Here is a 26,135-nt window from a genome sequence, read left to right on the forward strand (position 1 = left end):
ACAGAGCCTGCTCTTCTAAAAAAATCAGAAGGGCAGCGCTCTTTTTTAGTAGATCGATAAGGAGCAATATATATAAAATTATCGACAATATTTCTATAGATTCAATAAATGGAAAAAGGTATACTAAAATTAATTGAAAGACGATTTGAAAGCAAGAAGAGGAGATGGATCATGAGCAAAGAGAAATTGACAGGAAGAGTAACGATTCCGACCGATGTAGATGTAGTGCCAGAGACATTAGAATTAGTGAAACGCTGGGGAGCAGACGCAATCCGTGACTGTGATGGTACAGACTATCCGGCGGAGCTTCGGGATGTGGATGCAAAAGTATATTCAACATATTACACAACTCGTAAGGACAATGCGTGGGCGAAGGCAAATCCGGATGAAATTCAGCAGATGTACATCATGACATCTTTCCATACAGCAGTTGATACAGAATTATCTATTCATTTGATGGATCATTTATATCCGGATATGCTGAAAGTGAATTCCAATGATGACATTCAGAGATGGTGGGAAGTCATCGACCGTACAACAGGCGAGGTAGTTCCGGTATCAGAGTGGGATTATAGTGATGAAACCGGAGATGTAACCATTCACGGAGCGAAAAAGTTCCATGATTATACAGTAAGCTTCCTTGCTTATATTATGTGGGATCCGGTACATATGTATAATGCAGTTGTCAATGACTGGCAGGGTGTTGAAAAACAGATTACATTTGATGTGCGCCAGCCGAAGACAAGAGAATTCACAATGAAGCGTCTGCGCAAATATATTGAAGACAATCCGCATATCGATGTGATCCGTTATACAACATTTTTCCATCAGTTCACATTGATTTTTGATGAACTTGCGAGGGAGAAATATGTGGATTGGTATGGATATTCTGCTTCTGTAAGTCCATATATTTTGGAGCAGTTTGAAAAAGAAGTGGGATATAAGTTCCGTCCGGAATTCATTATTGATCAGGGATATATGAATAACCAGTATCGAATTCCATCTAAGGAATTCCGTGATTTCCAGGCATTCCAGCGCCGTGAAGTTGCGAAACTTGCAAAAGAAATGGTTGATCTGACACATGAACTTGGCAAAGAAGCAATGATGTTCCTGGGAGATCACTGGATTGGAACAGAGCCATTTATGGAAGAATTCAAATCCATTGGCCTGGATGCAGTAGTAGGAAGTGTGGGAAATGGTTCAACACTTCGGCTCATCAGTGATATTCCAAATGTGAAATATACAGAAGGCCGTTTCCTTCCGTATTTCTTCCCGGATACATTCCACGAAGGCGGAGATCCGGTAAAAGAGGCAAAGGTAAACTGGGTAACGGCAAGACGTGCTATTTTAAGAAAACCGATCGACCGTATCGGATACGGCGGTTATCTGAAGCTTGCACTGGAATTCCCGGAATTTATTGATTATGTGGAAAGTGTATGTGATGAGTTCCGTACATTGTATGAAAATATTAAAGGAACAACTCCGTACTGTGTTAAGACAGTTGCAGTTCTTAACAGCTGGGGGAAGATGAGAGCATGGGGAAATCATATGGTTCATCACGCTTTATATCAGAAACAGAACTACTCTTATGCAGGAATCATTGAGGCATTATCCGGTGCACCATTTGATGTAAGATTTATCAGCTTTGATGATATTAAAGAAAATCCGGCTATCTTAGATGATATTGATGTTATCATCAATGTAGGCGGCGCTTACACAGCTCACAGCGGCGGAGCAAACTGGATTGACGAGACCGTTGTCACAGCAGTGAAGAGCTTTATCTACAATGGCGGCGGCTTCATTGGAGTCGGAGAACCGACAGCTTATCAGTGGGAAGGACGTTACTTCCAGCTTGCAAATGCATTGGGAGTAGAGAAAGAAAACGGATTTAACTTGAACACAGATAAGTATAACTGGGAAGAGCATGATCACTTTATCAAAGAAGACTGTACAAAGGATATCGACTTTGGTGAAGGACAGAAGAATATTTTTGCCTTAGACGGAACAACAATTCTGCGTCAGATTGATAAAGAAGTTCAGATGGCAGTCAATGAATTTGGAGATGGACGCTGCGTTTATATCAGCGGACTTCCATACAGCTTCGAGAACAGCCGTCTGTTATACCGTTCTATTATCTGGTCTTCTCACGATGAAGAAAATCTGCACAAATGGTTCAGCACGAATTTCAATGTAGAAGTCCATGCCTATGTAAAAAATGGAAAATACTGTGTTGTCAACAACACATATGAACCGCAGAGCACAACGGTATACAAAGGTGATGGAACAAGTTTTGATCTGGATCTGGATGCAAATGAAATTATCTGGTACGAGATTTAAAAGGAAATCTGTTTTATCTATGAGGAGATAAATAAACAGGAGCACATAACGGCTTCTCCAAACGGAGTGGGCAGTTAAGGCTCCTGTTTTTGTATTGTGGATATCTGTCTGGCAGAATGTTCTGCGGCTATGAGAGGATTGCTTTCTTCTCCATGCTCAAGTCAGAACACTTCCGATATTCATTCGGTGTCATGGACGTCTCTTTTTTAAATACTTGTGAAAAATAAGACTGAGAAGAAAAGCCGATCATAGTAGCAATCTTAGCGATGGGATAATTCGTTGTCTCCAGCAGATTTTTTGCTTCGGTAATCCGTTTTTCAATCAGGTAGTTAATAGGTGAGATGCCTTTATAACTCTTGAATGCATGTACTAAATAATATTTATTTAAGTAAGTCAGATTACTTAACGTCTCAAGGGTAATATCTTCTTTAAAATGTTCGTCCAGATATTGTTCCACGAAACGACATTCCTTTGTAATCTTCTTAACGGAGGCAATGGAAATCTTCTTTTTTGTATGGCGGACAAGATTCAGGATCAAAATTTCCAGCAGATTCTGACAGATCAGGTTAAAACTTTCTTCTTTCCGCTGGACTTCTGCAAGTAATGTCTTCAGATAAAATGATATTTCTTCGTTGTATTCCTCAAAATGGTGAAGGCTGTAATCGTATGGAATGTTATCGTCATGGCTTGTAAACTGCAGTCCGTTGATCCCGAGTGCAATATATTCAAGAGGAACATCCGGAATTCCAAGTTCTGTGTGGGAGACATTAGGGTTCACAATGATCATATCGTGTTCCTGTACATCAAATTTGGTGTTGTTGACAAGAAACTTGCCGCGGCCTTTTGTTACATAAAATAATTCTGTAAAATGATGGGAGTGTGGAACACTATGCCAATCGGCGCCGTAGCGGGCTTGGGTAATGTACAGCAGGCGGATGTTCATTTTTTGAAGTTCGATTTCGTCTAACTGATAGCGTCGGTTACTCATAGAGAGCCCTCCTTTAGTTTACAATATCTTATACAAATAGTATAATCGTTACGAAAGAAGAATTCAAACAAAATGTAGGAGAAACGGAAGATGAAGTTAGAATATCTGTCATTTTTGATCAAGCCGGCATCTGCACGCTGTAACCTCCATTGTCCATATTGTTTTTATGAAGATGTGAGCAGCCGGAGAGAAAACGTGTGCGGTGAAATGATGGACGAAGCCCTGATGGAGCTTCTGATCGACCGGGCGATACAAGAAACAAGTGATACGGCGCATATTACACTGGCATTTCAGGGAGGAGAGCCAATGCTTGCCGGTCTTGAATTTTATGAGAAGCTGACAGCTTATGCAGAAAAGAAAAAAGGAGGCAGAACCTTTGCTTATGCGATCCAGACAAACGGAACACTGATTGATGAGGCATGGGCAGAGTTTTTTGCAAGGAAGCATGTACTTGTAGGGGTGTCACTGGACGGATATGAGTCAAATACAAATAAGTTCCGGATAGACAAAAAAGGTAAGGGAATGTTCGGAAAGATTATGGAAGGGATCGGATATTTAAAGCGAGCAGGAGCAGAGTATAATATTTTATCAGTGATTACGGCTCAGCTGGCTTCACATCCGGAAGCTTATTATAAGTTTATGAAAAGCCAGGGAATTTCCCATGTGCAGTGTATTCCATGTCTGGGAGAGCTGGATCGTAAGACACAGTGGGAACTGGATGCAGATGGATATGAAAAGTTTTTTAAGCGCTTGTTCAGGATATGGCTTGCGGATTATATGCAGGGGGATTATATGAGTATCGGACTGTTCGATAATCTTCTTCTGATGTTTGCAGACCGTCCGCCGCAGCAGTGTGGGATGCTTGGATTTTGTACAGCACAGCTTGTTGTAGAATCAGACGGGAATGTGTATCCATGTGATTTCTATGTGTTAGACGAGTATTGTTGTGGAAATCTGCGGGAAAAAACGGTGGAAGAGATTTTGACAAGCGAGGTAATGAAGACATTTCTGCAGGAAGAAAAAGTTGTTCCAAAGATTTGCGAGACATGTAGTTTCTGGAATCTCTGCCGCGGTGGATGTAAACGGCAGAATACATGCTATCTGCAAGAAAAAAGGTGCGGCCACCAGGAATTTCTGAAAGAAGCCGCACCAATGCTGTATCGTATTGCCCAATCTCTCCGGTAAGAGGGAGGAGAAAGAAATATCTGTTTCGAAAAAGACTTGATACTAGAAAATGTGGGAGAGCGTTGTGACAGGTTTGTATCCGCGGCGGAGAGAAGCTCCGTCACTGTAGCCTTCTTCCCGACCGTCCAGTTCCCGGATCAATGCATTCCGAAGCCAGTCGATCCGTTCCTGATATTGTGGATCGTTAATAGCATTATGTTGTTCACGCGGGTCCAGAGCAAGGTGGAAATACTCTTCCTTTCCGGTCTCACTGTACCAGATATATTTATCTGTTTCCGTTACAATGAACTGATTGGAGAGGCAGGAATGGAAACTGTGTTCTCCGTGCAGATATGGACGGTTATTATGACCGGTGCCGGTAATCTCAGGAACAAGAGAGAACCCGTCTACCCCTTCCGGAATCGGAAGATGGGCAAAATCAAGGATCGTTGGAAGGATGTCTCTTAACTCCGCAAGGGTATTACTTCGAATCGGCGCAGTTGGACAGACATTTTTTCCGGTGCGTATGAGAAGAGGAATATGAGTGCTTCCTTCATACGGAAAAACTTTCCGATACAAATGATGATCAAAAAGAAGTTCACCGTGATCAGAAAGGAAAATGATCACGGTATTTTCATATTCTCCGCTCTCCATTAGCGCCGTTAACAATCGTCCAATCTGATGATCCACATGAGTAATACATGCATAATAACCTGCCAGAGCATTGTGACGCAAAGCGGCGTCCCGGCATCCGTAAATAGAATCCTTTATAAAGCCAAAGCGCTCGGTATTGGAGCTGTCTTCCCAGTCACCGATGGCAGGCTCACGCAATTGCTTATCTTTGTACAGATCAAAATAAGAGGCGGGAGCATCGAATGGCTGATGCGGGCGAACGTAGGAACTCATCAGAAAGAAGGGACGTGTCCGATCTCTCGTTTCGAGGAAACGGATGCTTTCCTCTGTAACCCAGTTGGTTGGGTGCAGGTGTTCGTCATAGATCCACGGATGAGTAACCCATGAATTACATTCCGGTCCGGAAGCGGTGACATCTGCCTGCGGTCCCATGACTTTTTTGAGATCATAGAGGTAATCATCAGTAACTGTCTGATGCTGGCAATGAGGGATTGAGGCGCTGCGGTAGTGACCGAGATAACCGTCGTGAAGTCTGAGGCTCTGGAAACCGCAGTGCTTACGGACTGGGTGAACATGCATTTTGCCGATGCATCCTGTCTGGTATCCGCCGTCACTCAATTCCTGCGCCAGCATATGGTCATAATTCCATTCAATTCCATCTTCATAACCAACCCGGCCGTGATTTTCCTGACTTTTCCCGGTAAAGAGAGCCGCTCTTGCAGGAATACAGCTTGGACAGGAAGAGTAGGCATGTCCAAAGAAAGCGCCTTCGGCGGCGAGCGTATCTAAATATGGTGTTTTTACATCCGGGTGACCGGCAAAAGAAAGGCAGTCGCCCCGGAACTGATCGCACATTAAAAGTAAGATATTAGGCTGATTCATTTCAAACTCCTTTCAAATGATAAATCTGTTTTGGATGATACCATTGTTTTTTTAATAATAGACACAGAGACAATAAAAAAGCAAGTTCGATTTTTTAAAACTTTATAAAAAAACTACTTAAAAGCAATATATATAACAATAACAACAATATTGCTATAGAAAAATTGACGGGAATAGTGTAGAGTAAATTACAGAAAATGAACGAAATGACTAAAAGGAGGAATTAGTTATGAAAATGAAAAAAGTAACAGCTGTTTTACTTGCCGGCGCGATGATCGCTTCCATGATGACAGGATGCGGCAGCAAAGATTCCGGAAGTGACAAGAAAGCAGAAGGCAAGACAGAAGACGGAAAAACAGTCTTAAAGTTCGAAGCTTTTGCAGGCGGTAACGGAACAGAAATCTGGGAGAAGATTGCTGAAGCATTCGAAAAAGAAAATCCGGATGTAGATGTAGAATTACATACATCTTCTGAACTTGATAAAGATTTACAGAAAGATTTCCAGAATGGTGATATTCCGGATGTTGTTTACTACAATCTTGGACAGGCAAGCGGTTTTACAGAAAATATGCTGAAAGAAAAAGCAATCGCTGATATTTCAGATGTATTTGACGATGAGCTGAAATCCAAATTAGTAAGCGGAATCACAGAGAATGCAGCAGCACAGCCATATGGCGATGGTAAAGTATATCTTGCACCAATCGTTTACACACCAACAGGATTCTGGTATAACAAAACTTTATTCGAAGGTGAAACTAAGAAATATGATCTTCCGGAGACTTGGGATGATTTCTTTGCACTGAATGAGCAGGCAAAGGCAAACGGAGCAGCTCTATTTACATATCCGATTGCAGGATACTTTGACTGTCCGATGTTCCAGATGTTTGCACAGGCAGGCGGACCGGAATTCATGAACAAAGCTCTTAATTATGACAAAGATACATGGACATCCAAAGAAGGAAAGATGATCATCGACACAATTGCAAAACTTGTATCCCCAGAGTATACACAGGCTGATACAGTAGCAAATGCTCAGTCAAAAGACGGATTCAAGATCAATCAGCAGAATGTAATCGACGGAAAAGCATTATTCATGCCAAATGGTAACTGGGTAATCGGTGAGATGGTAAACTCTACTCCGAAGGAAGATTTTGAGTGGGGAATGATGGCACCGCCTAAATTCTCAGCAGATCAGGATCGCTATGTTTATACATTCACAGAGCAGATGTGGGTACCGGCTGACGCTGAGAACCTGGATGTAGCAAAAGACTTCATCAAATTTATGTATTCTGATACAGTTGTTGATCTGATGCTTGCAAATGAGACAGAGAATAAAGAGACAGGAGAAAAATCTCCGGCTCCGATCGTTCCACCGGTAGTAGGTGCATCTGATCAGTTACCGGAAGGACCGATCAAAGATACATATACACTTGCATCTTCTGAAGGATACGAAGTTGTTTCTGGAAACTGGGCAACACTTGAGACAGCAATCGACGGATTTGACATGAAGGCTACAGTTTATGGTGCGATCGATGACTTAAATACAGGCGCTATGACAGTAGAAGAGTACCAGAAACAGTTAGTAGACGCATGGGCAAGATTAGCCGAGAACTTATAATTAAGAACCCGGGTAAGCGATAGTTTGTTGAAACGGTGGGCAAGCGGGCTCACCGTTTTTTATGAGGAAAGAAGGAAAGGATGAAATTATGAACAGAAAACGTTCAGAAAAAAGATTTGTATTTGCATGTCTGGCACCGGCAGTTGTTCTGATTGTTCTCTTTCTTGTAATTCCGACACTGAATGTATTTCGGATGTCATTTTACCGTATGGGAGGAATTACGAATAAACAGACATTTATCGGTCTGGAGAACTTTAAGAATTTAATGCAGGATAAGAATTTTCTTCAGGCAATGCAGAATACGATTCTGATTATTGTTATCGTAATGCTGTGCACGATTGTGCTGGCGGTATTATTTGCAGCACTGTTAAGCAGAGGAACATTTAAGGGAAAGAACTTTTTCCGTATTATTTTCTATATCCCGAATATTTTATCAATCGTAGTTATTGCAGGTATTTTCGGTGCGATCTACAATCCGAGTACAGGTCTGTTGAACACATTCCTGAGAGCGATCCATTTGGATGGATTGGCGAGACAGTGGATGGCGGAACCGAATATCGTTATTTATTCTGTTATTTTTGCGTTGGTATGGCAGGCTATCGGTTACTATATGGTAATGTATATGGCAAGTATGGCAGCAATCCCGCCGGATTATTACGAAGCAGCATCTCTTGATGGGGCTACAGAAATTCAGATGTTCTTCCAGATCACATTCCCGTTAATCTGGAGCAATATCCGTACAACACTGACATTCTACATTATCAGTACGATTAACCTGAGTTTCCTCTTTGTTCAGATTATGTCCAACGGAGGACCGAACGGAAAGACAGAAGTTGCATTAAACTATATGTATAAACAGGCTTACGGTAACGGTGCTTACGGTTATGGTATGGCTATCGGTGTTGTTGTATTCTTGTTCTCATTTATCCTTGCAGGAATTGTGAACAAGATCACAGACCGGGAAGTATATGAATTCTAGGAAAGGAGAGCGGAAATGGAGAAAAAGAATAAAAAACCAGGTCAAATTATATCTCAGATCATTATCTATGCAGCTCTTCTGATACTTGCGATTTCAATTATTGTACCGGTTGCATGGGTTTTCATGGCAAGTTTAAAAATGAACTCAGAGTTCCTCGGCGGAGATATCAGTCCGTGGGCATTGCCGAAGACATTCCGCTATCAGAACTTTGTGACAGCGTTCATCGATGGAAGAATGGGAGAATTCTTCATGAACTCTGTACTTGTAACAGCAATGGCGCTGATCATCCTTCTGGCTCTGGCACTTCCGGCATCGTATGTGTTGTCACGGTTTGAATTCAAGAGCAGAAAATTCTTAAATGCGTTATTTATGGCAGGACTTTTCGTTAATATCAGTTATATTGTTATTCCGATCTTCCTGATGTTAAGTTCTGCAAACAGAGCGCTTGGTGTGGAATTTTTCCTGAATAACAGATTTATTCTGGCAGTCGTATATGCTTCCAGTGCGCTTCCGTTTACAGTATATCTTCTGAGCGGATATTTTAAAACACTTCCAAAGGGATTTGAAGAAGCAGCTTACATTGATGGATGCGGTCATTTTAAAACGATGACAAAGATTATGATCCCGATGGCAAAACCAAGTATCATTACAGTTATTTTGTTTAACTTCCTGTCCTTCTGGAATGAGTATATTATTGCATATACATTAATGGACGGAAATGATACACTGGCAATGGGATTGAAAAACCTGATGGCAGTAGAAAAAGCAGCAACAAACTATGGTATTATGTACGCCGGTCTTGTAACAGTTATGCTTCCAACGCTGATTCTTTATATTTTAGTGCAGAAACAGCTGACAGAAGGTATGACACTTGGCGGATTGAAAGGTTAGGAGGGAAATAGTAATGGATCGTCCAGTAAGAAAAATTATCATGGTGATTGTATTTATTGTTTGCCTTGCACTTATTATTATCGGTCAGAGAAATATCAGCTTCACAGGCCTTGCAATGGAGTTGGTGGGACTGACAGGGCTCCTGACACTTCTATTCATTTATAATCATCAGTATAAATAAAGAAGAAACTTAAAATTATAAAAGAAGACGCTGTCTGAAGAAGCTTTTTATAGCTTTTTCGGACAGCGCTTTTTTGATTGCTTTTTCCTGTCATTTCAGCTATGCTTAAAGCAGAGATGTCCGAAACAAAACGGGCGGGACAGGAGGATGATGAGCAGGATGAAAAAAGAGACACTGAAGAAGCTGATCGATGTGGCGGCGGGGCGTATACCGGCCGATCTTGTGATCAAGAACTGTAAGGTAATGAATGTTTTTTCCGGAGAGATTACTTCGGGAGATATTGCAGTGAGTGACGGAATGATCGCAGGAATCGGAACATATGAGGGGAAAGAAACTGTGGATGCCAAAGGAAGGTATGCCGCTCCGGGATTGATTGACAGTCATATTCACATCGAATCTTCGTATGTAAGTCCAGAGGAAATCGGAAGGCTGCTTGTGCCGCATGGCGCTACAACGATTATTGCAGATCCACATGAAATTGTAAATGTATGCGGGCTGCGGGGATTGGAGTATATGCTGGAGGCAGCAAAAGGAACAGCGCTTGATATCAAATATGTGCTTCCTTCCTGTGTGCCTGCAACACCATTTGAGCATGCAGGAGCTGTGATTAATGCACCGGAGATGGAAGAGCCGCTTCAGATAGAAGAAATCCTCGGACTTGGGGAATTTATGAATTTTCCGGGTGTGATACAGGCAGAGGACGGCGTGCTTGATAAGTTAATGGCAGCAAAGAACGCAGGGAAATTCATTGATGGACATGGACCTGGGATTGCAGGAAAAGAGTTAAATGCATATGCTGCTGCAGGAATTCTGGCTGATCATGAATGTTCTACTGTAGAAGAGATGAAAGCGCGGTTAGAGAATGGAATGTATATTCTGATGCGGCAAGGTTCTGCCTGTCATAATCTGCGAACGCTTTTGGCGGGAGTGACGGAACAAAACAGCAGAAGATGCCTGCTTTGTTCTGATGACCGTCAGCCAAAGACGATTCTGCATGAGGGACATTTGGATAATCATTTGAGAATCTGTATTGAAGAAGGATTAGATGCTATGACAGCAGTCCGTATGGCGACATTAAATGCGGCAGAGTGTTTTGGACTGAAGGACAGAGGAGCGTTAGCGCCGGGATACCGCGCGGACATTGTACTGTTTGATGATCTGAAAGATTTTCATGTGAATCGCGTTTGGATTGAAGGAAGGGCTGTGGCAGAAGAAGGAACATATCTTCCGAAGATCTGTCCGCATGAGATTTCTTCCGTGAAAGGCAGCGTAGTTGTAAAGGATTTTTCAAAAGAGAAGCTGAAAATGCATCTGAAATCTGATTTTGTCCATGTGATAGAAATTCTTCCGGGCGGTGTTGTGACAAAGAAAGAGACAGCGCAGATTAAACTGGATGAAAAGGGAGAATTTGTGCGGGAAGCAGAGAAAGATATTGTGAAAGTGGCAGTTGTTGAGCGACATCAGGGAACAGGAAATGTGGCATGCGGTTTTCTGAAAGGTTATGGAATCAAAGAAGGAGCTGTGGCATTGTCTATTGCACACGATTCTCACAATATTATCGTTGTAGGAGTCAGTGATGAAGAGATGACTTTTGCCGTAGAAGAACTGGTGCGTCAGGAAGGTGGGATTGTCCTTGTAAAAGAAGGAGAAGTGATTGAACGGATGCCGCTGCCGATTGCAGGGTTGATGAGCGACCAAAGCGGTGAATGGGTAGATGAGAAATTGACAGCAATCCATGAGAAAGCTTATTCAGAACTTGGAATCTGCGGTGATGTAGAGCCGGTAATGACACTTTGTTTCATGTCGCTGGCAGTCATTCCGGAACTGAAACTGACAGATATGGGATTATTTGATGTGACTTCATTTTCATTTATTCCAGTGGAAGCTTAAGGATTGGGAAGAGAGCGGGGGCTGAAAAAGCGAAAAGATCAGGAGGTATTAAGTATGTTTCAGAATATTCAGCAGGTACAGGATTTTATACAGGAAAAAGGGATTCGTTTTGTAGATTTTAAGATGATTGATCTCGGGGACGCTGGAAACATCTGTCAATTCCGGCAGAGCGTTTCCAGGAAGAAATTCTGGAGCACGGAATCGGATTTGACGGTTCAAATTACGGATATGCTATGGTAGAGAACAGCGATATGGTATTTATTCCGGATATTTCTACGGCGGTCGTAGATCCTTTTGTAAAAGTTCCGACACTGACTATGATTGGAGATGTAAAGGTAATCGATCAGCCGATGAACAGGCCTTTTGCCCAGTATCCGAGAAATGTGGCAAAAAGAGCTGTAGAATATATGAAAGAAACCGAAATTGCAGATGAGATGATTATTGGGCCGGAATATGAATTTCATGTATTTGACGGAGTAAGCGTCAGCGAAAAGCCAAATGAAATTGCGCTTCGGATTTATGATAAGGAGTCTGTGTGGACCGCAAATATGCCGGCAGAAGAAAATAATGGATTTCATACACCGCCACATGGAGGATATCATGCAGATCAGCCATCCGATGTTACGTTCGATCTTCGGAATGAGATGTGTATGGAAATGGAAAAATGGGGTGTCCGTGTAAAATATCATCATCACGAAGTGGGAGGCTCCGGCCAGTTGGAAATTGAGACGGAACTGGGAGAAATGACAAGTCTAGCAGACGCAACGATGGCCGCAAAATATGTGATCCGTAATACGGCAGCCGTAAATGGCATGACAGCTACCTTTCTTCCAAAACCTGTTTACGGGGAAGCAGGAAATGGAATGCATGTGCATATGCTGCTGAAGAAAGACGGAAAACCGGTTTTTATGATCCGGATCGCTATGGACAGCTCAGTGAAACGGCGATGTATTTTATTGGAGGTCTGCTGACTCATGTGCGAAGTCTTTGTGCGATTACAAATCCGACAACGAACTCTTACAAACGACTGATTCCGGGATTTGAAGCGCCGGTTACGATAGGATATGCCATGGCCAACAGAAGCGCTGTTGTGAGAATTCCGGCATATGTAAAATCTCCGGATAAGAAGCGGTTTGAATTAAGAAATCCAGATGCGACCTGCAATCCTTATTATGCGTATGCAGCAATTCTTATGGCAGGATTAGACGGTGTGAAAAATAAAATCGATCCGGCAGATCATAATTGGGGGCCGTTTGATTTTAATCTCTTTGATCTTTCAGAAGAAGAAAGAGCGGCGCTCGGCCATTTGCCGGCAACCCTTGAGGAAGCTTTAGATGCGCTGGAAGCAGATCACGACTACTTGACTGCAGGCGGCGTATTTCCGGAAGAACTGATTCAGAACTGGATCAAAACGATCCGGGCAGATGCAAATGAAATCAGCAGAATCCCGCATCCGGCTGAATTTGCACGTTATTATGATCTGTAAAGATAAGTTTGCCAGACAGAAGACAGAGACTTCTGTCTGGTTTTTCAATTTGAAATAAATTTCTGCTGTCAGAGAAAATGTAAAATGTTTCCGTCAGAGAAAACTTCTTGACAACTAAATATTACAGTTGTAATATTTAAGAAACATATATAAGAAGGCAGGGAGAAAATGAAATGAAAAAAAAGAGAACTGCATTAGGGGTTAAGGCGGCTGTGCTGGTATTCGTTTTGGGGTGCAGTATTTGTTTTTTTGGATGCAGCACAGCACAGAAAGAAGAAAAAAGAAAAGACGAGACATTGGAAAAAAATCTGAAGCTTCTGGCAGAAGGATATCGCGAAATTTATGAAAGCGCAGAACAGGATGATAAATTGGACAGTATCATGTTTCAGAAAAAAATCGTGGACTATCTTGGTGAAAAAGGATATGCGGCAGTAGATCAGAATCAACGGATCAATATGGTGAATTTTGAGCAGGCAGAAGCATATTGTCAGAGGGCGGAGGAAGGAAAGGAAGCAGAGATCGTTTTATTTCTTGTTATGGAACAGGGAAGGATTGTTCGATATGAACTTCGGACAGACGGAGAGAAAATGAATGCAGCAGTGTGTGGAATTTCCTGGAAAGAAGGAGAACCGGTTGTCAGTGAGCTCCATGAATTTGTTGTGTCATACTGGGATTACACAGAGAAGGGATATCTTTTTATTGAAGAATATCATCCTTCCGGATATGATGGAGCGCCTGGACAGACTGCATTTCGGATTCGTCCTTTAGATGAGGAACTTCGTGCATGGAATGAGAAATATGTTATGCCAATTGGGTATGAGAGGAATAATTTGCTGATTACAGATTGGGATGCGCAAGATTATTCCCAAGTAGATTTTTATGATCTTTATGAAACATGCTATTCGCATATCAGGGGAGAACATCTCCCCTATGTGCCGGAAGAAGGCGCCGAATATATGGTTCCGAAAAAAGAATTTGAAGAAGTGTTAAGGCAATATTTTTCATTAGAACCGGAACAGATTCAACAACAGACACAGTATGATTCTTTGACGGAATGTTATCATTACCGGCCGAGAGGATTATATGACTGCCAGATGCCTTATGGTCCTTATCCGGAGGTAACTGCCTGTGAAGAAATGGGGAATGGAACATATAAATTAACAGTAGAAGCGGTCTGGATCAGGGGAAAAACGGATCAGGCATGCAGAAGTGAATTCATCATGAAAATTGGAACAGATGGAGAATTTCAATATGTATCAAACCGTGTGCTTGAGATTGAGAAAGATGGAGCAGTCTGGTATCAGCCGCGGCTGACAGAGGAGCAGTGGAAAGAGATTTATAAGAAATCGTTTTGAGTAAAGATGAAAAGTACAGGGCGGACAGCATGGTTATTGCTGTCCGTCTTGTGGGTAAATGTGAAATTTTGAAAGAAGTGAGGCAGTAATTTCAGAAGCTTTTTGACCGGTGGTGTTGGAATTTCCCTGGATATTTGTAGCAAAATAACAAGTGCGGTCCGGCATTTCCACATATCCGATAAACCACCCGTTTACATCCTGCCCGTCAATGCGCCCTGTTCCTGTTTTGCCGTATAGCACAGCGTCAGGAGAGGAAGAAATGCGAATCGCATCCTGTACAGCAGCAATGTGCTTAGGAGCAAAAGAGAAATCATTATTATGGAAAGACTTTAGCAGCAAAACTTGCTCGATCGGTGAGATTTTCAAAGAAGCATCTGTCCAATAGAGGGAGAGATCAGAACTCATTTTCTGATTTCCATAATGGATTTTTTGAAGAAAGGACTGGATGCGTTCACGACCAATCTGAGAATCCAGGGAGTGGAAATACCAGTTCACAGAATTTTTCATAGCTGTTGCGAGTGTCTGATCTGTTTCCCATTCCGGGAACGGACAAGGTGTTTTATCCCAGGAGCGGAGAGAATTTTCAGAGGTAATTATGCCCGTTTCCAGTCCGAGGAGAGCATCGTAGATTTTGTAAGTAGAATTTGGCGCAACGCGTGTTTTGGCCAACTGCGGTTGGTAAATCTTCCAGGAATCATCTTTTGTATCATACAGGACAAAGCTGCCGTCATAGTCATCGAATATATCTGAAAGATTCAAAAAGGAAATATTCTGTATTTCTTCAGGAAGTTTGTAAGTGTCCTGTTCCATGCCGGCAAAGGCAAATACAGGAAGAAAACCAAAGAAAAGAAAGGCGGCAGTCAGACAGCAAAGAAGGGACTGAAATTTTTGACATTTTGTCTGACGGTGAAAAGCAGCAATATTTAAAATTCGCTGTTTCATTTGGTGTTTTCCACTGTAGATTCCGGCAGTCATAGCGGTATGCCGCAGAGAAGATTTCTCTGCAAAATTCAGCAGCGTGATTCCATATGTCCGGTATTCCGATGACTTAAGGCAGTGAAGGACAGCTGTATCACAGGCAAGTTCCCGGCAGAAACGAATCTCTCTCAGAGCATAATGAACTGCCGGATTGCACCAGTAAAAGATACTCGCCAAAGAGGTCAGACAAATGATAATTCCATCCTTCTGTTTGATATGCTGCAATTCATGCAATAGTATGAAACGCAGTTCTTCAATCGCAGAGTCAGCAATCACGGTATCCGGAAGATAGATGCAAGGATTCCAGACACCTGCTGCGGCAGGAGAAGTAAGCGAATCTGTTCGATACAGAGGTACTTTTTTCGTAAAATGTATTTCCTGACAGCAGCGAAGGTATAAATGTACTAATTCCGGATCTGCTATCGGTAATGCAGAGTGTTTCAATGCGCGTAAATGCAGAACGGAGCGGACTGTAATTAGAAGCATTACAAGCACACCGATTCCCCAGAGGATTGAAAAAAGAATCGGAAGCAGAGAAGGAACAGAGCTTCTGACAGATACTGCGAAATCATTTAATTCATTGAATGCAGAAACGAATGTTCCGGAATTCTGTGACGTTTCACGAAAAGCAAGCCCAGTCTGTGCTGCCTGAGAAAAAGAGCCGTAAGGAATCTTCTTCAAAAGAGCAAACAACTCCCGGGGCAGAAAAGGAAGCGGCAGCAGTGCAAGGAAAAAGAACCATAGACGATACCGGGCGCCAGACGATAAATACGTTTGGAACAAGCGTTTAAAGCCAGCCAGAAGACCGACAAAAAGTCCTATGAAAAGATTGCAGAGAAAAAAATGTGTGCCAAAACGGTCTAAAAAGTACCAAAAAGAATCATTCAAAATTATCCCCTCCTGCTAATGATCTTTGTCAGAAAGAAGTTTGCGAAGCTCCTCCAGTTCTTTTTGGGAGAGTGTTTCCTCTTCTAAATAGGAAGACAGCATAGACGTCATATTTCCGTGAAAATATCGGTCCAAAAAGGAAGTGCGTTTCTGGCGGAGATATTCTGCTTCGCTAATCAAAGGTGTGTAAACAAATACCCGGCTTTCTTTTGAATAAGTGAGAGCATTTTTGGCTACAAGACGTTTCAGCATTGTTTGAATGGTCTTGGGACTCCAGTCAGTTGTGTGAGTTAATTTTTCCGTAACTTCGTTTGTATTGATCGGTGCATATTTCCAGATGATTTTCATAACTTCAAACTCTGCCTCGGAAATTTGTGGTATGTTTTTCATAGAAACCCTCCAAATCTTACAAATGTAGTAAATACATTATAGAAGAGAAAAAGAAAGAAGTCAAATGCGGTTTTAGGTATTAATTAAGTAAAGAAAATGAAGGAAGAGAGTATAAGAAAATTGTAACAAAGGCACAGAACAAACATTCGAGTTTGCTATGTACTTTTATTTTAGATTCTGATATAATAGCGGAAGAGAAGAAGGGTGGCAAAATGTACCTATTCAACTGCATGGACACATACGTGCACACCAGATAATGAATAACAATTTAAAAAATTGATATTTGTGAGGACAGGAATATGGAAAATGAAAAAGTATTTCATATGAAATTTTCTAAGGTATATCCCTTGCTGATTGCTAAGGCTGAAAGAAAAGGGCGTAAAAAAGAAGAGGTAGATATGATAACGCAGTGGCTTACCGGCTATTCATGTGAACAGTTGGATACATTGCTTACAAGCGACATTACCTACCGTTCTTTTTTTGAAAATGCTCCCATGATGAATCCAAGCAGAAAATTGATTAAAGGTTCCATCTGCGGCGTAAAAGTTGAGGAGATTCAGGATACCTTGATGCAGGAGATTCGGTATTTGGATAAGCTGGTGGATGAACTTGCTAAAGGGAAGACAATGGATAAAATACTTCGAAAATAACCGAAGGAAGATTCGATAGGGAAAGAAAGTGGTGAAGTTATGAAACTGTTATTCAAACAAAGATTGTTTTCGTGGTTTGACAGCTATGATATTTATGATGAGTCCGGTAATACTGTTTATGTAGTAAAAGGTCAGTTATCCTGGGGACACAAACTTATTATTTATGATGTTCATGGAAATGAAGTAGGAACGGTTGTTGAAAAAGTTCTTACATTTCTTCCTAAGTTTGAGATTTATAAAGAGGGCAGTTATATCGGCTGTTTAAGCAAAGAATTTTCACTTTTGACACCACGCTATAATATCGATTACAACGGATGGCATATTGATGGAACAATTATGGAATGGGAATATAATATTCTTGATCAAAGTGGTTATCAGATCGCAAGTATCAGCAAAGAATTGCTGCGCATGACAGATACCTACGTCATTGACGTAAGAGATTCTGAAAATGCATTAGAGGCATTAATGTTTGTGCTGGCAATGGATGCAGAAAAATGTTCCAGAAATTAGAAGGGATTAAGGGGATTTGGTTGGTGTAATAAGGACATCGAAGCTGTCTTTGAATTAGTATCAGAATATGCCCCAACTGGCAACTAGACTCAGGCTATTTTCAAAAATGTGGAAAATAAATTGGGAAATGAGAATTCCCTAATTTGTTTTGAAAAAGGGAGGATAACAATGCCGGATTCTAATATTATTATGTATACAACGGAAGATGGATTGACTAAAATTGAAACAACCTTTGAAAATGATACGGTATGGTTATCTATTGATCAAATGGCGGAACTTTTCCAAAGAGATAAAAGTGTCATTGGTAAACATGTAAGAAACATATTCAAAGAAGGTGAGCTGGTGAAAGAATCAGTTTGGGCAAAATTTGCCTATACTGCTTCTGATGATAAAGTTTATCAAGTTGATTATTATAATTTGGATGTAATAATTTTGGTTGGATATAGAGTAAAGTCTCATCGCGGAACTCAATTTCGTATTTGGACAACAGGAATTTTAAAAGAATATATGAAAAAGGGATTTGCATTAGATGATGAGCGATTGAAAAACCTTGGCGGTGGAAATTATTTTGATGAATTGTTATCTCGCATTCGGGATATTCGTTCTTCAGAAAAAGTTTTCTGGAGAAAAGTGTTGGAGATATATGCAACAAGTATCGATTATGATCCGAAAGCAGAAAGTTCAATTATATTTTTTAAACAGGTTCAAAATAAAATGCACTGGGCCGCACATAAGCATACCGCAGCAGAGATTATATACCAAAGAAAAGCAACGGTGCTAGGTTAAGAATTTGATTATAGACCAGAATTAAAAGCCATTTCAGAAAAATTAAAAATGATTTTGCTAATAAATCAAAACGAAATTATAGGAAACGAAAATTCTCAATTATTAAAAATTAAAGAGTTTATTGCGCAGTGGGAAAAGATAAAAACAGAGGAATATCATCCAGCTCATGGTGGATTTCCTTTTTCATATGTATCATGACCCCAATACGATCAATGGATGGCGGAAATAAATATTGTAAATGAAAGGGTGCTAAGTGACCATCCATTGAAGGTGGCAAAAATTGAAGTAGCACGTTTTATAGAAAAGTTTGGTTTAGAAGCAAATTTTGATGTACAATATGCTGTGGTATTTTCGGAAGTGGTATATATAGCTATGGACGATGCCGGAGCATAGAAAACAGAACTTGCTAGAGAGATGAAAAGTATAGGTTTAGAAGTTGACATGAACAAATTGTAATAAAATGTACATACCAGTTGGTTTTACAAGAATCAACTGGGTATTTTTATACCTAAATTTTCGTACATAGCCATTCCCAACAAAGGAGTGGCTATTAAATTTGAGAAGAAAGGAGGAAGTCATTATGTCAAGATGTAAAGTGATTGCGATTGCGAATCAGAAAGGAGGCACAGGGAAAACAACGACAAGGGTAAATCTTGGAGTGGGATTATGCCATGGATAAACAAGCAAGTAGACCGAAACAAAAGAATCTGACACCAGTGGCGTCAAATAAGTTTGGGTTACGAATAAATGAAGAATTAGGGCGGTAAGTTGGAGAGAGCAGAGAGACAATACGTCGTTTTATTCGTTTAACAAATCTTATCCCGGAGTTGTTGGAGTTATCGTATCTGTCAGAAGAGGAGCAGTCAGATTTATACGAAACGATAAAATCGGAAGATTGTACGCCGAGCTATGCACAGGCAACTAAACTGAGAAAGTTATCGGAATAGGACAGTTTACTTCTAATAAATAAAAAAAGTTTACTTTTACACAATAATAAATTATAATAAATGTGTAAAAGTAAGGTGATGAAAATGAATAAAAAAGAAAAGTTAGACAATATGTTATGTGAAAAGAACGGAGTTCTTAAAACTACTGATGTGATTGAAGCAGGAATTTCAAAGACTTATTTTATGGAATATGCAAAGAAAATGGAATTAGAACGTGTGGCAAAAGGAATTTACTTGTCGCCGGATGCATGGGAAGATCCTTTTTATTTATTACAATCGAGATATCCACAGATTATTTTTTCGCATGAAACTTCGCTTTATTTGTTAGGAATGGCAGAGAGAGAACCGTTACAATTTACGGTTACTGTAAAAGCAGGATATCATGCAAAAAGTATGAAAGAGCAGAAGATAAAAGTATATCGTGTAAAAAAAGAACTTTTAGAGCTAGGGGTAGTAAGTTTAGAATCACCAGAGGGGAATCTCGTGAAAGCATACAATGCGGAACGTACCGTGTGTGATTTATTACGAAGCCGCAGTAATGTAGAGATTCAGGATTTACAGACAGCAATAAGGGAATATCTGCGAAGTAAAGAAAAAAATCTGCCACAACTTATGCGATATGCAAAAGAGTTTCGTGTAGAAAAAATTTTAAGACCATATTTAGAGGTGTTGTTATAATGATTAAAACTTCAAGGCAGTTGAAAGCGTTAGTAAGAAATCTAACAGAGGGAGATAGCTTACAGGCACAGATTATTATGCGTAATTATGTGATGGAGCGTTTCTTAGAACGTATTTCTCTTTCAAAATATAGAAACAATTTTATATTGAAAGGCGGAATGTTAGTATCTGCTATGGTAGGATTGGATACTCGTTCTACAATGGATATTGACACAACCATAAAAAATATGCCGTTATCCGTAGAAAATGCAAAGGAAATGATAGAAGAAATTATTGCAATTCCTATTGATGACGGTATGACATTTTCTATAAAAAGTGTTGGTGAAATTATGGATGAGGCGGAATATAGTGGAGTACGAGCAAATTTGGAGGCTACATTAGAAACAATGCGGACACCATTAAAAGTAGATATTTCTACCGGAGATATTATCACACCGAGAGAAGTATTGTATAATTTTAGGTTGATGTTTGAAGAACGTACAATATCTATTTTAGCCTATAATTTGGAAACTGTGCTTGCAGAGAAAATGGAAACAGTAATAGCAAGAGGTGTAGCGAATACAAGATTGAGGGATTACTATGATCTGCATATTTTACAGAATGAATATACCCATGCGATGAACATGGAGCAATTTAAGGCGGCATTTTTAGCAACAAGTAAAAAACGTAATTCTATACAATTGATAACCGAGGGAAATAGGATTTTAAAAGAAATAGCAGATAGTGAAGTTATGCAGGGACTATGGAAAAGTTATCAAAAGAAATTCAGCTATGCGGAAGATATCAGTTGGGAAATGGTAATGGATAGCATTGAAAAATTATTTGAGCAAGCATTACAATAGACAAAAAAGAACAAACATTCGATTTTGTTCTATACTTTTATTTTATAGTTTGCTATAATAGAAAAAGAATAAAGATAATATATAAAGTTGTTATCAAAATATAAAGTTAAATTGGGGAAATAGTATTTCCCTAATTTAAATTGTATAGGAGAATTTCATGGATCATTTTGAATTAATATCAGAATATGCCCCGACCGGAGACCAGCCGCAAGCCATCGAGCAGCTGGTTCAGGGCTTTCAAGAAGGCAACCAATGCCAGACGTTACTAGGGGTTACAGGATCTGGCAAGACATTTACAATGGCGAATGTCATTCAACAATTGAATAAACCAACATTGATCATCGCACACAACAAAACGTTAGCTGCCCAGTTATATGGGGAATTCAAAGAATTCTTCCCGAATAATGCAGTCGAATACTTTGTGTCCTACTATGACTACTACCAACCGGAGGCTTATGTCCCATCTTCGGATACTTATATTGCGAAGGATTCTTCCATTAATGATGAGATTGATAAACTGCGGCATTCCGCAACAGCAGCGCTTTCAGAGCGGCGGGATGTAATTATTGTGGCCAGTGTCTCATGCATTTACGGACTTGGTTCTCCAATTGATTATCAGGAGATGGTAATTTCTCTCCGACCGGGCATGATCAAAGATCGGGATGAAGTTGTGAAGAAGTTGATCGAGATTCAATACGACCGAAATGACATTGATTTTAAGCGCGGAACGTTTCGGGTTCATGGAGATGTGTTGGAAGTCATTCCGGCAGTGACGGAGGGAGTTGCGTATCGAATTGAGTTTTTCGGGGATGAAGTGGATCGAATTACAGAAGTGGATGTGCTGACAGGAGAAATCAAAGCATCACTGAATCATGTGGCAATTTTTCCGGCATCTCATTATGTTGTGTCTCAAGAAAGTATGAATCGTGCGATCAGTGAAATTGAAGAAGAACTGGAGGAGCGGATTCGCTATTTCAAGGGAGAGGATAAGCTTCTGGAGGCACAAAGAATTTCTGAGAGAACGAATTTCGATATTGAAATGATGCGTGAAACAGGATTTTGTTCCGGAATTGAGAACTATTCCAGACATTTGACCGGGCTTGCACCGGGGCAGCCGCCACACACGCTGATTGATTATTTTCCGGATGATTTTCTTATGATCATTGACGAATCTCATAAAACGATTCCTCAGATTGGAGGTATGTACCACGGTGATCAGTCGCGAAAGACAACGCTTGTAGATTATGGTTTCCGACTTCCGTCTGCAAAGGATAACCGTCCTTTGAATTTTGAGGAGTTTGAGGAAAAGATTGATCAGATTTTATTTGTATCAGCAACACCGGGACAATATGAGGAAGAACATGAACTTCTGCGGGCAGAGCAGGTAATCCGGCCAACAGGACTTCTGGATCCAAAGGTTGACGTGCGTCCGGTGGAAGGACAGATTGATGATTTGATCGGTGAAGTGAATCAGGAGATTGCTAAGAAGAATAAAGTATTGATTACGACATTAACGAAACGAATGGCGGAAGATTTGACAGATTATATGAGAGAACTTGGAATCCGCGTTCGCTATCTGCATTCCGATATTGACACGTTGGAACGAAGTGAGATTATTAGAGATATGCGTCTTGATGTGTTTGACGTGCTTGTGGGAATTAATCTTTTGAGAGAAGGTCTTGACATTCCGGAAATTACGCTTGTTGCAATTCTGGATGCAGATAAAGAGGGCTTCCTGCGTTCAGAAACTTCACTTGTACAGACGATTGGCCGTGCGGCGAGAAATGCGGAAGGTCATGTTGTGATGTACGCAGATCATATGACAGATTCGATGAAGAAGGCAATCAGTGAGACGGAGAGAAGAAGAGCAATTCAGATTGCGTATAATGAAGAACATGGAATTACCCCACAGACGATTAAGAAATCTGTGCGTGATCTGATTAGCATTTCCAAGAAGGTTGCAGCAGAAGAACTGAAAATGGAAAAAGATCCGGAATCTATGAGTGAGAAAGAGCTGGAGAAGCTGATTAAGGATCTTGAAAAGCAGATGAAGAAGGCGGCAGCTGAATTGAATTTTGAGGCGGCGGCTGAATTGAGAGATAAATTAATTGAGTTAAAACAGATGTTGAAAGGATAAGAAATATGCCGAAAGAGAATAGACAGTATATTAAGATCAGAGGTGCTAATGAACATAATTTGAAAAATATTGATCTGGACATTCCGAGAAATGAACTTGTGGTATTGACTGGTCTATCAGGTTCAGGAAAATCTTCGTTGGCATTTGACACCATTTATGCAGAAGGACAGCGAAGATATATGGAGTCACTGTCTTCCTATGCGCGGCAGTTTCTCGGACAGATGGAGAAACCGGATGTGGAAAGCATTGAGGGATTGTCGCCGGCGATTTCGATCGACCAGAAATCAACAAACAGAAATCCTCGTTCAACAGTGGGAACTGTCACAGAGATTTATGATTATTTTCGACTATTATATGCACGCATTGGAATTCCTCACTGTCCAAAATGCGGAAAAGAGATTAAAAAACAGACGGTAGATCAAATGGTAGATCAGATCATGGAACTTCCGGAACGGACGAAGATACAGGTGCTTGCACCCGTTGTACGCGGCAGAAAGGGAACCCATGCGAAACTGTTTGAGCGGGCGAAAAAGAGCGGATATGTCCGAGTAATGGTTGATGGGAATCTGTATGAGCTGTCAGAAGAGATCAGTCTGGATAAGAATATTAAACATAATATTGAAATTGTAGTAGATCGACTTGTCATAAAAGAAGGGATTGAAAAACGTCTGACGGATTCTGTGGAAAATGCACTGGAACTGGCAGAGGGACTGTTGGTCATTGATGTTCTGGATGGAGAAAAAATGAATTTCAGCCAAAGTTTTTCATGCCCGGACTGTGGAATCAGTGTAGATGAGATTGAACCACGCAGTTTTTCTTTCAATAATCCATTTGGCGCTTGTCCGGAATGTTTCGGACTCGGATATAAGATGGAATTTGACATAGATCTGATGATTCCGGATAAGTCCTTGTCTATTCTGGATGGAGCGATTCAGGTAATGGGCTGGCAGTCCTGTGCGGATAAAGGAAGCTTTACAAGGGCAATTTTGGATGCATTGGCAAAAGAATATGAATTTGATCTTGGAACGCCGTTTGAACAGTATCCGAAGGAAGTTCAAGATGTGTTAATTTATGGAACGAATGGAAAAGAAGTCAAAGTCTATTATCGTGGTCAGCGGGGAGAAGGTGTTTATGATGTGGCGTTTGAGGGCCTAATCAAAAATGTAGAACGCCGTTATCGGGAAACAGGTTCCGAAACAATGAAAGCAGAATATGAGACATTCATGCGGATCACTCCGTGTCATGCCTGCAAAGGACAGAGATTGAAGCCGGCGGCACTGGCTGTTACCGTTGGCGGGAAAAATATTTATGAGGTAACATCACTTTCGATTGAAAAATTACAGGAATTTCTGGAAACACTGGAATTAACTGAAACACAGAAACTGATCGGAGGACAAATTTTAAAAGAAATCAAGGCAAGAATTAGTTTCTTAATGGATGTGGGGCTAGACTATCTTACGCTAACGAGGGCAACGGGGAGTCTCTCAGGAGGCGAAGCACAGAGAATCCGGTTGGCAACACAGATTGGATCGGGGCTTGTAGGAGTTGCATACATTCTTGATGAGCCAAGTATTGGGCTTCATCAGAGAGATAATGATAAATTATTAAAGACATTGAAACATTTACGGGATCTTGGCAATACTCTTATTGTAGTAGAACATGATGAAGATACGATGCGGGAGGCGGATTATCTTGTGGATATCGGACCGGGAGCAGGTGAGCATGGTGGAAAGGTAGTTGCTGCCGGAACAGCAGAAGAAGTGATGGCGAATTCAGACTCAATTACAGGAGCATATCTTAGCGGAAGAATTAAGATTCCGGTTCCGGCAGAACGCAAAGCACCGACTGGATTTTTGAAAGTAACAGGCGCAGCAGAAAACAACCTGAAAGGAATCAGTGTGGACTTTCCGCTTGGGGTAATGACTTGTGTGACTGGAGTTTCCGGTTCCGGAAAGAGTTCACTTGTAAATGAAATTCTGTATAAACGTCTTGCGAGAGAATTGAATCATGCGAGAACGATTCCGGGAAAACATAAAGATATGAAGGGACTGGATCAGGTAGATAAGGTGATTGCGATTGATCAGTCTCCGATCGGTCGTACACCGAGATCAAATCCGGCAACGTATACAGGGGTGTTTGATCTGATCCGGGATTTATTTGCAGCGACACCGGATGCGAAGGCAAGAGGTTATAAAAAAGGAAGATTTAGTTTCAATGTGAAAGGCGGCCGCTGCGAGGCATGCAGTGGTGACGGAATTCTTAAAATTGAGATGCATTTCCTTCCGGATGTTTATGTACCATGTGAAGTATGTGGTGGAAAACGCTATAATCGTGAGACGCTGGAAGTAAAGTATAAAGGAAAAAGCATTTATGATGTACTGGATATGACAGTAGAGGAAGCTATGACATTCTTTGAACCTGTGCCTAGTATTCGAAGAAAGATCGAGACACTGTATGACGTGGGACTTGGTTATATACGTCTTGGACAGCCATCTACCACATTATCCGGAGGAGAAGCACAACGAATTAAGCTTGCAACAGAGCTTAGCCGGCGCAGTACCGGAAAGACCGTTTATATTTTAGATGAACCTACGACAGGATTACATTTTGCAGATGTACACAAGCTGACAGAAATTCTTCGAAGACTGTCGGGAGACGGCAATACGGTAATTGTAATTGAACATAATCTGGATGTAATTAAGACAGCAGATTATATCATTGATATGGGGCCGGAAGGCGGAGATAAAGGCGGCACTGTGATTGCAAAGGGAACACCGGAGGAAGTGGCAGAAAATCCGGCGTCACATACGGGAAGATATATCAAAGCAATTCTAAAAAAATCATAAATACCGGCAAATGCAGGAAAAAGACTTTGCATTTATAACAAAGTCGATTATAATGAAATATGCGTAATTACTTGGAATT

19 protein-coding genes and 3 pseudogenes are annotated in these 26,135 nt (G+C 40.9%); 18 read left to right on the forward strand and 4 right to left on the reverse strand.

Annotation, left to right across the window (positions count from 1 at the left end):
* Positions 1-171 precede the first annotated feature (171 nt).
* Positions 172-2,337, forward strand: a complete 2,166-nt coding sequence (gene gnpA, locus DWX73_RS01260; RefSeq protein ID WP_118346330.1) for a 1,3-beta-galactosyl-N-acetylhexosamine phosphorylase — start codon at positions 172-174, stop codon at positions 2,335-2,337.
* Positions 2,338-2,464: 127 nt separating this feature from the next.
* On the opposite strand, the gene DWX73_RS01265 is transcribed toward gnpA, so the two are convergent.
* The gene (locus tag DWX73_RS01265; protein WP_118346331.1) at positions 2,465-3,325 is read right to left on the reverse strand and encodes a helix-turn-helix transcriptional regulator; all 861 of its coding nucleotides are present in this window, start codon (positions 3,323-3,325) and stop codon (positions 2,465-2,467) included.
* Between the two features lie 90 nt (positions 3,326-3,415).
* Between DWX73_RS01265 and DWX73_RS01270 the strand changes: the two genes are divergently transcribed.
* Positions 3,416-4,510 carry a radical SAM/SPASM domain-containing protein gene (locus DWX73_RS01270; RefSeq protein ID WP_118346332.1) on the forward strand — a complete coding sequence of 365 codons (1,095 nt, stop codon included), beginning with the start codon at positions 3,416-3,418 and terminating at the stop codon, positions 4,508-4,510.
* Between the two features lie 42 nt (positions 4,511-4,552).
* Here DWX73_RS01270 and DWX73_RS01275 read toward each other — a convergent pair whose 3' ends face one another.
* Complete coding sequence (locus DWX73_RS01275; protein ID WP_118346333.1) at positions 4,553-6,004, reverse strand: arylsulfatase; 1,452 nt, start codon at positions 6,002-6,004, stop codon at positions 4,553-4,555.
* Between the two features lie 229 nt (positions 6,005-6,233).
* Here DWX73_RS01275 and DWX73_RS01280 point away from each other — a divergent pair, with 229 nt between their 5' ends.
* The 7 genes and pseudogenes from DWX73_RS01280 (at position 6,234) to DWX73_RS01305 (ending at position 14,404) form a co-directional block, all read left to right on the forward strand.
* Complete coding sequence (locus DWX73_RS01280; RefSeq protein ID WP_118346334.1) at positions 6,234-7,622, forward strand: carbohydrate ABC transporter substrate-binding protein; 1,389 nt, start codon at positions 6,234-6,236, stop codon at positions 7,620-7,622.
* Between the two features lie 88 nt (positions 7,623-7,710).
* Complete coding sequence (locus DWX73_RS01285; RefSeq protein ID WP_118346381.1) at positions 7,711-8,601, forward strand: carbohydrate ABC transporter permease; 891 nt, start codon at positions 7,711-7,713, stop codon at positions 8,599-8,601.
* Positions 8,602-8,616: 15 nt separating this feature from the next.
* The gene (locus DWX73_RS01290) at positions 8,617-9,492 is read left to right on the forward strand and encodes a carbohydrate ABC transporter permease (protein WP_118346335.1); all 876 of its coding nucleotides are present in this window, start codon (positions 8,617-8,619) and stop codon (positions 9,490-9,492) included.
* A gap of 13 nt (positions 9,493-9,505) precedes the next feature.
* On the forward strand, positions 9,506-9,673 hold the full coding sequence (locus DWX73_RS13615; RefSeq protein WP_199413520.1) for a DUF6903 family protein: 168 nt from the start codon (positions 9,506-9,508) through the stop codon (positions 9,671-9,673).
* Between the two features lie 159 nt (positions 9,674-9,832).
* A complete protein-coding gene (gene ade / locus DWX73_RS01295) occupies positions 9,833-11,563 on the forward strand; it encodes an adenine deaminase (RefSeq protein WP_118346336.1) in 1,731 nt (576 codons plus the stop codon).
* 54 nt (positions 11,564-11,617) lie between these two features.
* Positions 11,618-13,049: pseudogene (gene glnA, locus DWX73_RS01300) on the forward strand (type I glutamate--ammonia ligase).
* Positions 13,050-13,222: 173 nt separating this feature from the next.
* Complete coding sequence (locus DWX73_RS01305; RefSeq protein WP_118346337.1) at positions 13,223-14,404, forward strand: DUF6070 family protein; 1,182 nt, start codon at positions 13,223-13,225, stop codon at positions 14,402-14,404.
* Between the two features lie 33 nt (positions 14,405-14,437).
* On the opposite strand, the gene DWX73_RS01310 is transcribed toward DWX73_RS01305, so the two are convergent.
* Both DWX73_RS01310 and DWX73_RS01315 read right to left on the reverse strand, forming a co-directional pair.
* Positions 14,438-16,270, reverse strand: coding sequence for a BlaR1 family beta-lactam sensor/signal transducer (locus tag DWX73_RS01310; protein ID WP_158556807.1), 1,833 nt, complete (start codon positions 16,268-16,270; stop codon positions 14,438-14,440).
* Positions 16,271-16,285: 15 nt separating this feature from the next.
* The gene (locus DWX73_RS01315; RefSeq protein WP_118346339.1) at positions 16,286-16,660 is read right to left on the reverse strand and encodes a BlaI/MecI/CopY family transcriptional regulator; all 375 of its coding nucleotides are present in this window, start codon (positions 16,658-16,660) and stop codon (positions 16,286-16,288) included.
* Between the two features lie 299 nt (positions 16,661-16,959).
* Here DWX73_RS01315 and DWX73_RS01320 point away from each other — a divergent pair, with 299 nt between their 5' ends.
* The 9 genes and pseudogenes from DWX73_RS01320 to uvrA all read left to right on the forward strand — a co-directional run bounded on the left by DWX73_RS01320 (position 16,960) and on the right by uvrA (position 26,056).
* Positions 16,960-17,310, forward strand: coding sequence for a DUF2200 domain-containing protein (locus DWX73_RS01320; RefSeq protein WP_118346340.1), 351 nt, complete (start codon positions 16,960-16,962; stop codon positions 17,308-17,310).
* A 39-nt stretch (positions 17,311-17,349) separates the two neighbouring features.
* Positions 17,350-17,820 (forward strand): LURP-one-related/scramblase family protein, encoded by a 471-nt coding sequence (locus tag DWX73_RS01325; protein WP_118346341.1) that lies wholly within the window; start codon positions 17,350-17,352, stop codon positions 17,818-17,820.
* A 168-nt stretch (positions 17,821-17,988) separates the two neighbouring features.
* A pseudogene (gene rhuM / locus DWX73_RS01330) lies at positions 17,989-18,585 on the forward strand (RhuM family protein); the annotation flags it as partial.
* Positions 18,586-18,822: 237 nt separating this feature from the next.
* Complete coding sequence (locus DWX73_RS13485) at positions 18,823-18,999, forward strand: hypothetical protein (RefSeq protein ID WP_158556808.1); 177 nt, start codon at positions 18,823-18,825, stop codon at positions 18,997-18,999.
* 187 nt (positions 19,000-19,186) lie between these two features.
* A pseudogene (locus tag DWX73_RS01335) lies at positions 19,187-19,273 on the forward strand (ParA family protein); the annotation flags it as partial.
* A gap of 364 nt (positions 19,274-19,637) precedes the next feature.
* Positions 19,638-20,231 (forward strand): type IV toxin-antitoxin system AbiEi family antitoxin domain-containing protein, encoded by a 594-nt coding sequence (locus tag DWX73_RS01345; protein ID WP_118346343.1) that lies wholly within the window; start codon positions 19,638-19,640, stop codon positions 20,229-20,231.
* Complete coding sequence (locus tag DWX73_RS01350; protein WP_118346344.1) at positions 20,231-21,073, forward strand: nucleotidyl transferase AbiEii/AbiGii toxin family protein; 843 nt, start codon at positions 20,231-20,233, stop codon at positions 21,071-21,073. The genes DWX73_RS01345 and DWX73_RS01350 overlap by 1 nt, the downstream gene beginning before the upstream one ends.
* Before the next feature lie 157 nt (positions 21,074-21,230).
* Positions 21,231-23,210 (forward strand): excinuclease ABC subunit UvrB, encoded by a 1,980-nt coding sequence (gene uvrB / locus DWX73_RS01355; protein WP_118346345.1) that lies wholly within the window; start codon positions 21,231-21,233, stop codon positions 23,208-23,210.
* 5 nt (positions 23,211-23,215) lie between these two features.
* Positions 23,216-26,056, forward strand: coding sequence for an excinuclease ABC subunit UvrA (gene uvrA, locus DWX73_RS01360; protein WP_118346346.1), 2,841 nt, complete (start codon positions 23,216-23,218; stop codon positions 26,054-26,056).
* The last annotated feature ends 79 nt before the right edge of the window (positions 26,057-26,135 follow it).

It is taken from the genome of Coprococcus sp. AF21-14LB (assembly GCF_003458885.1).
In the GTDB taxonomy this organism is placed as follows: domain Bacteria; phylum Bacillota; class Clostridia; order Lachnospirales; family Lachnospiraceae; genus UBA9414.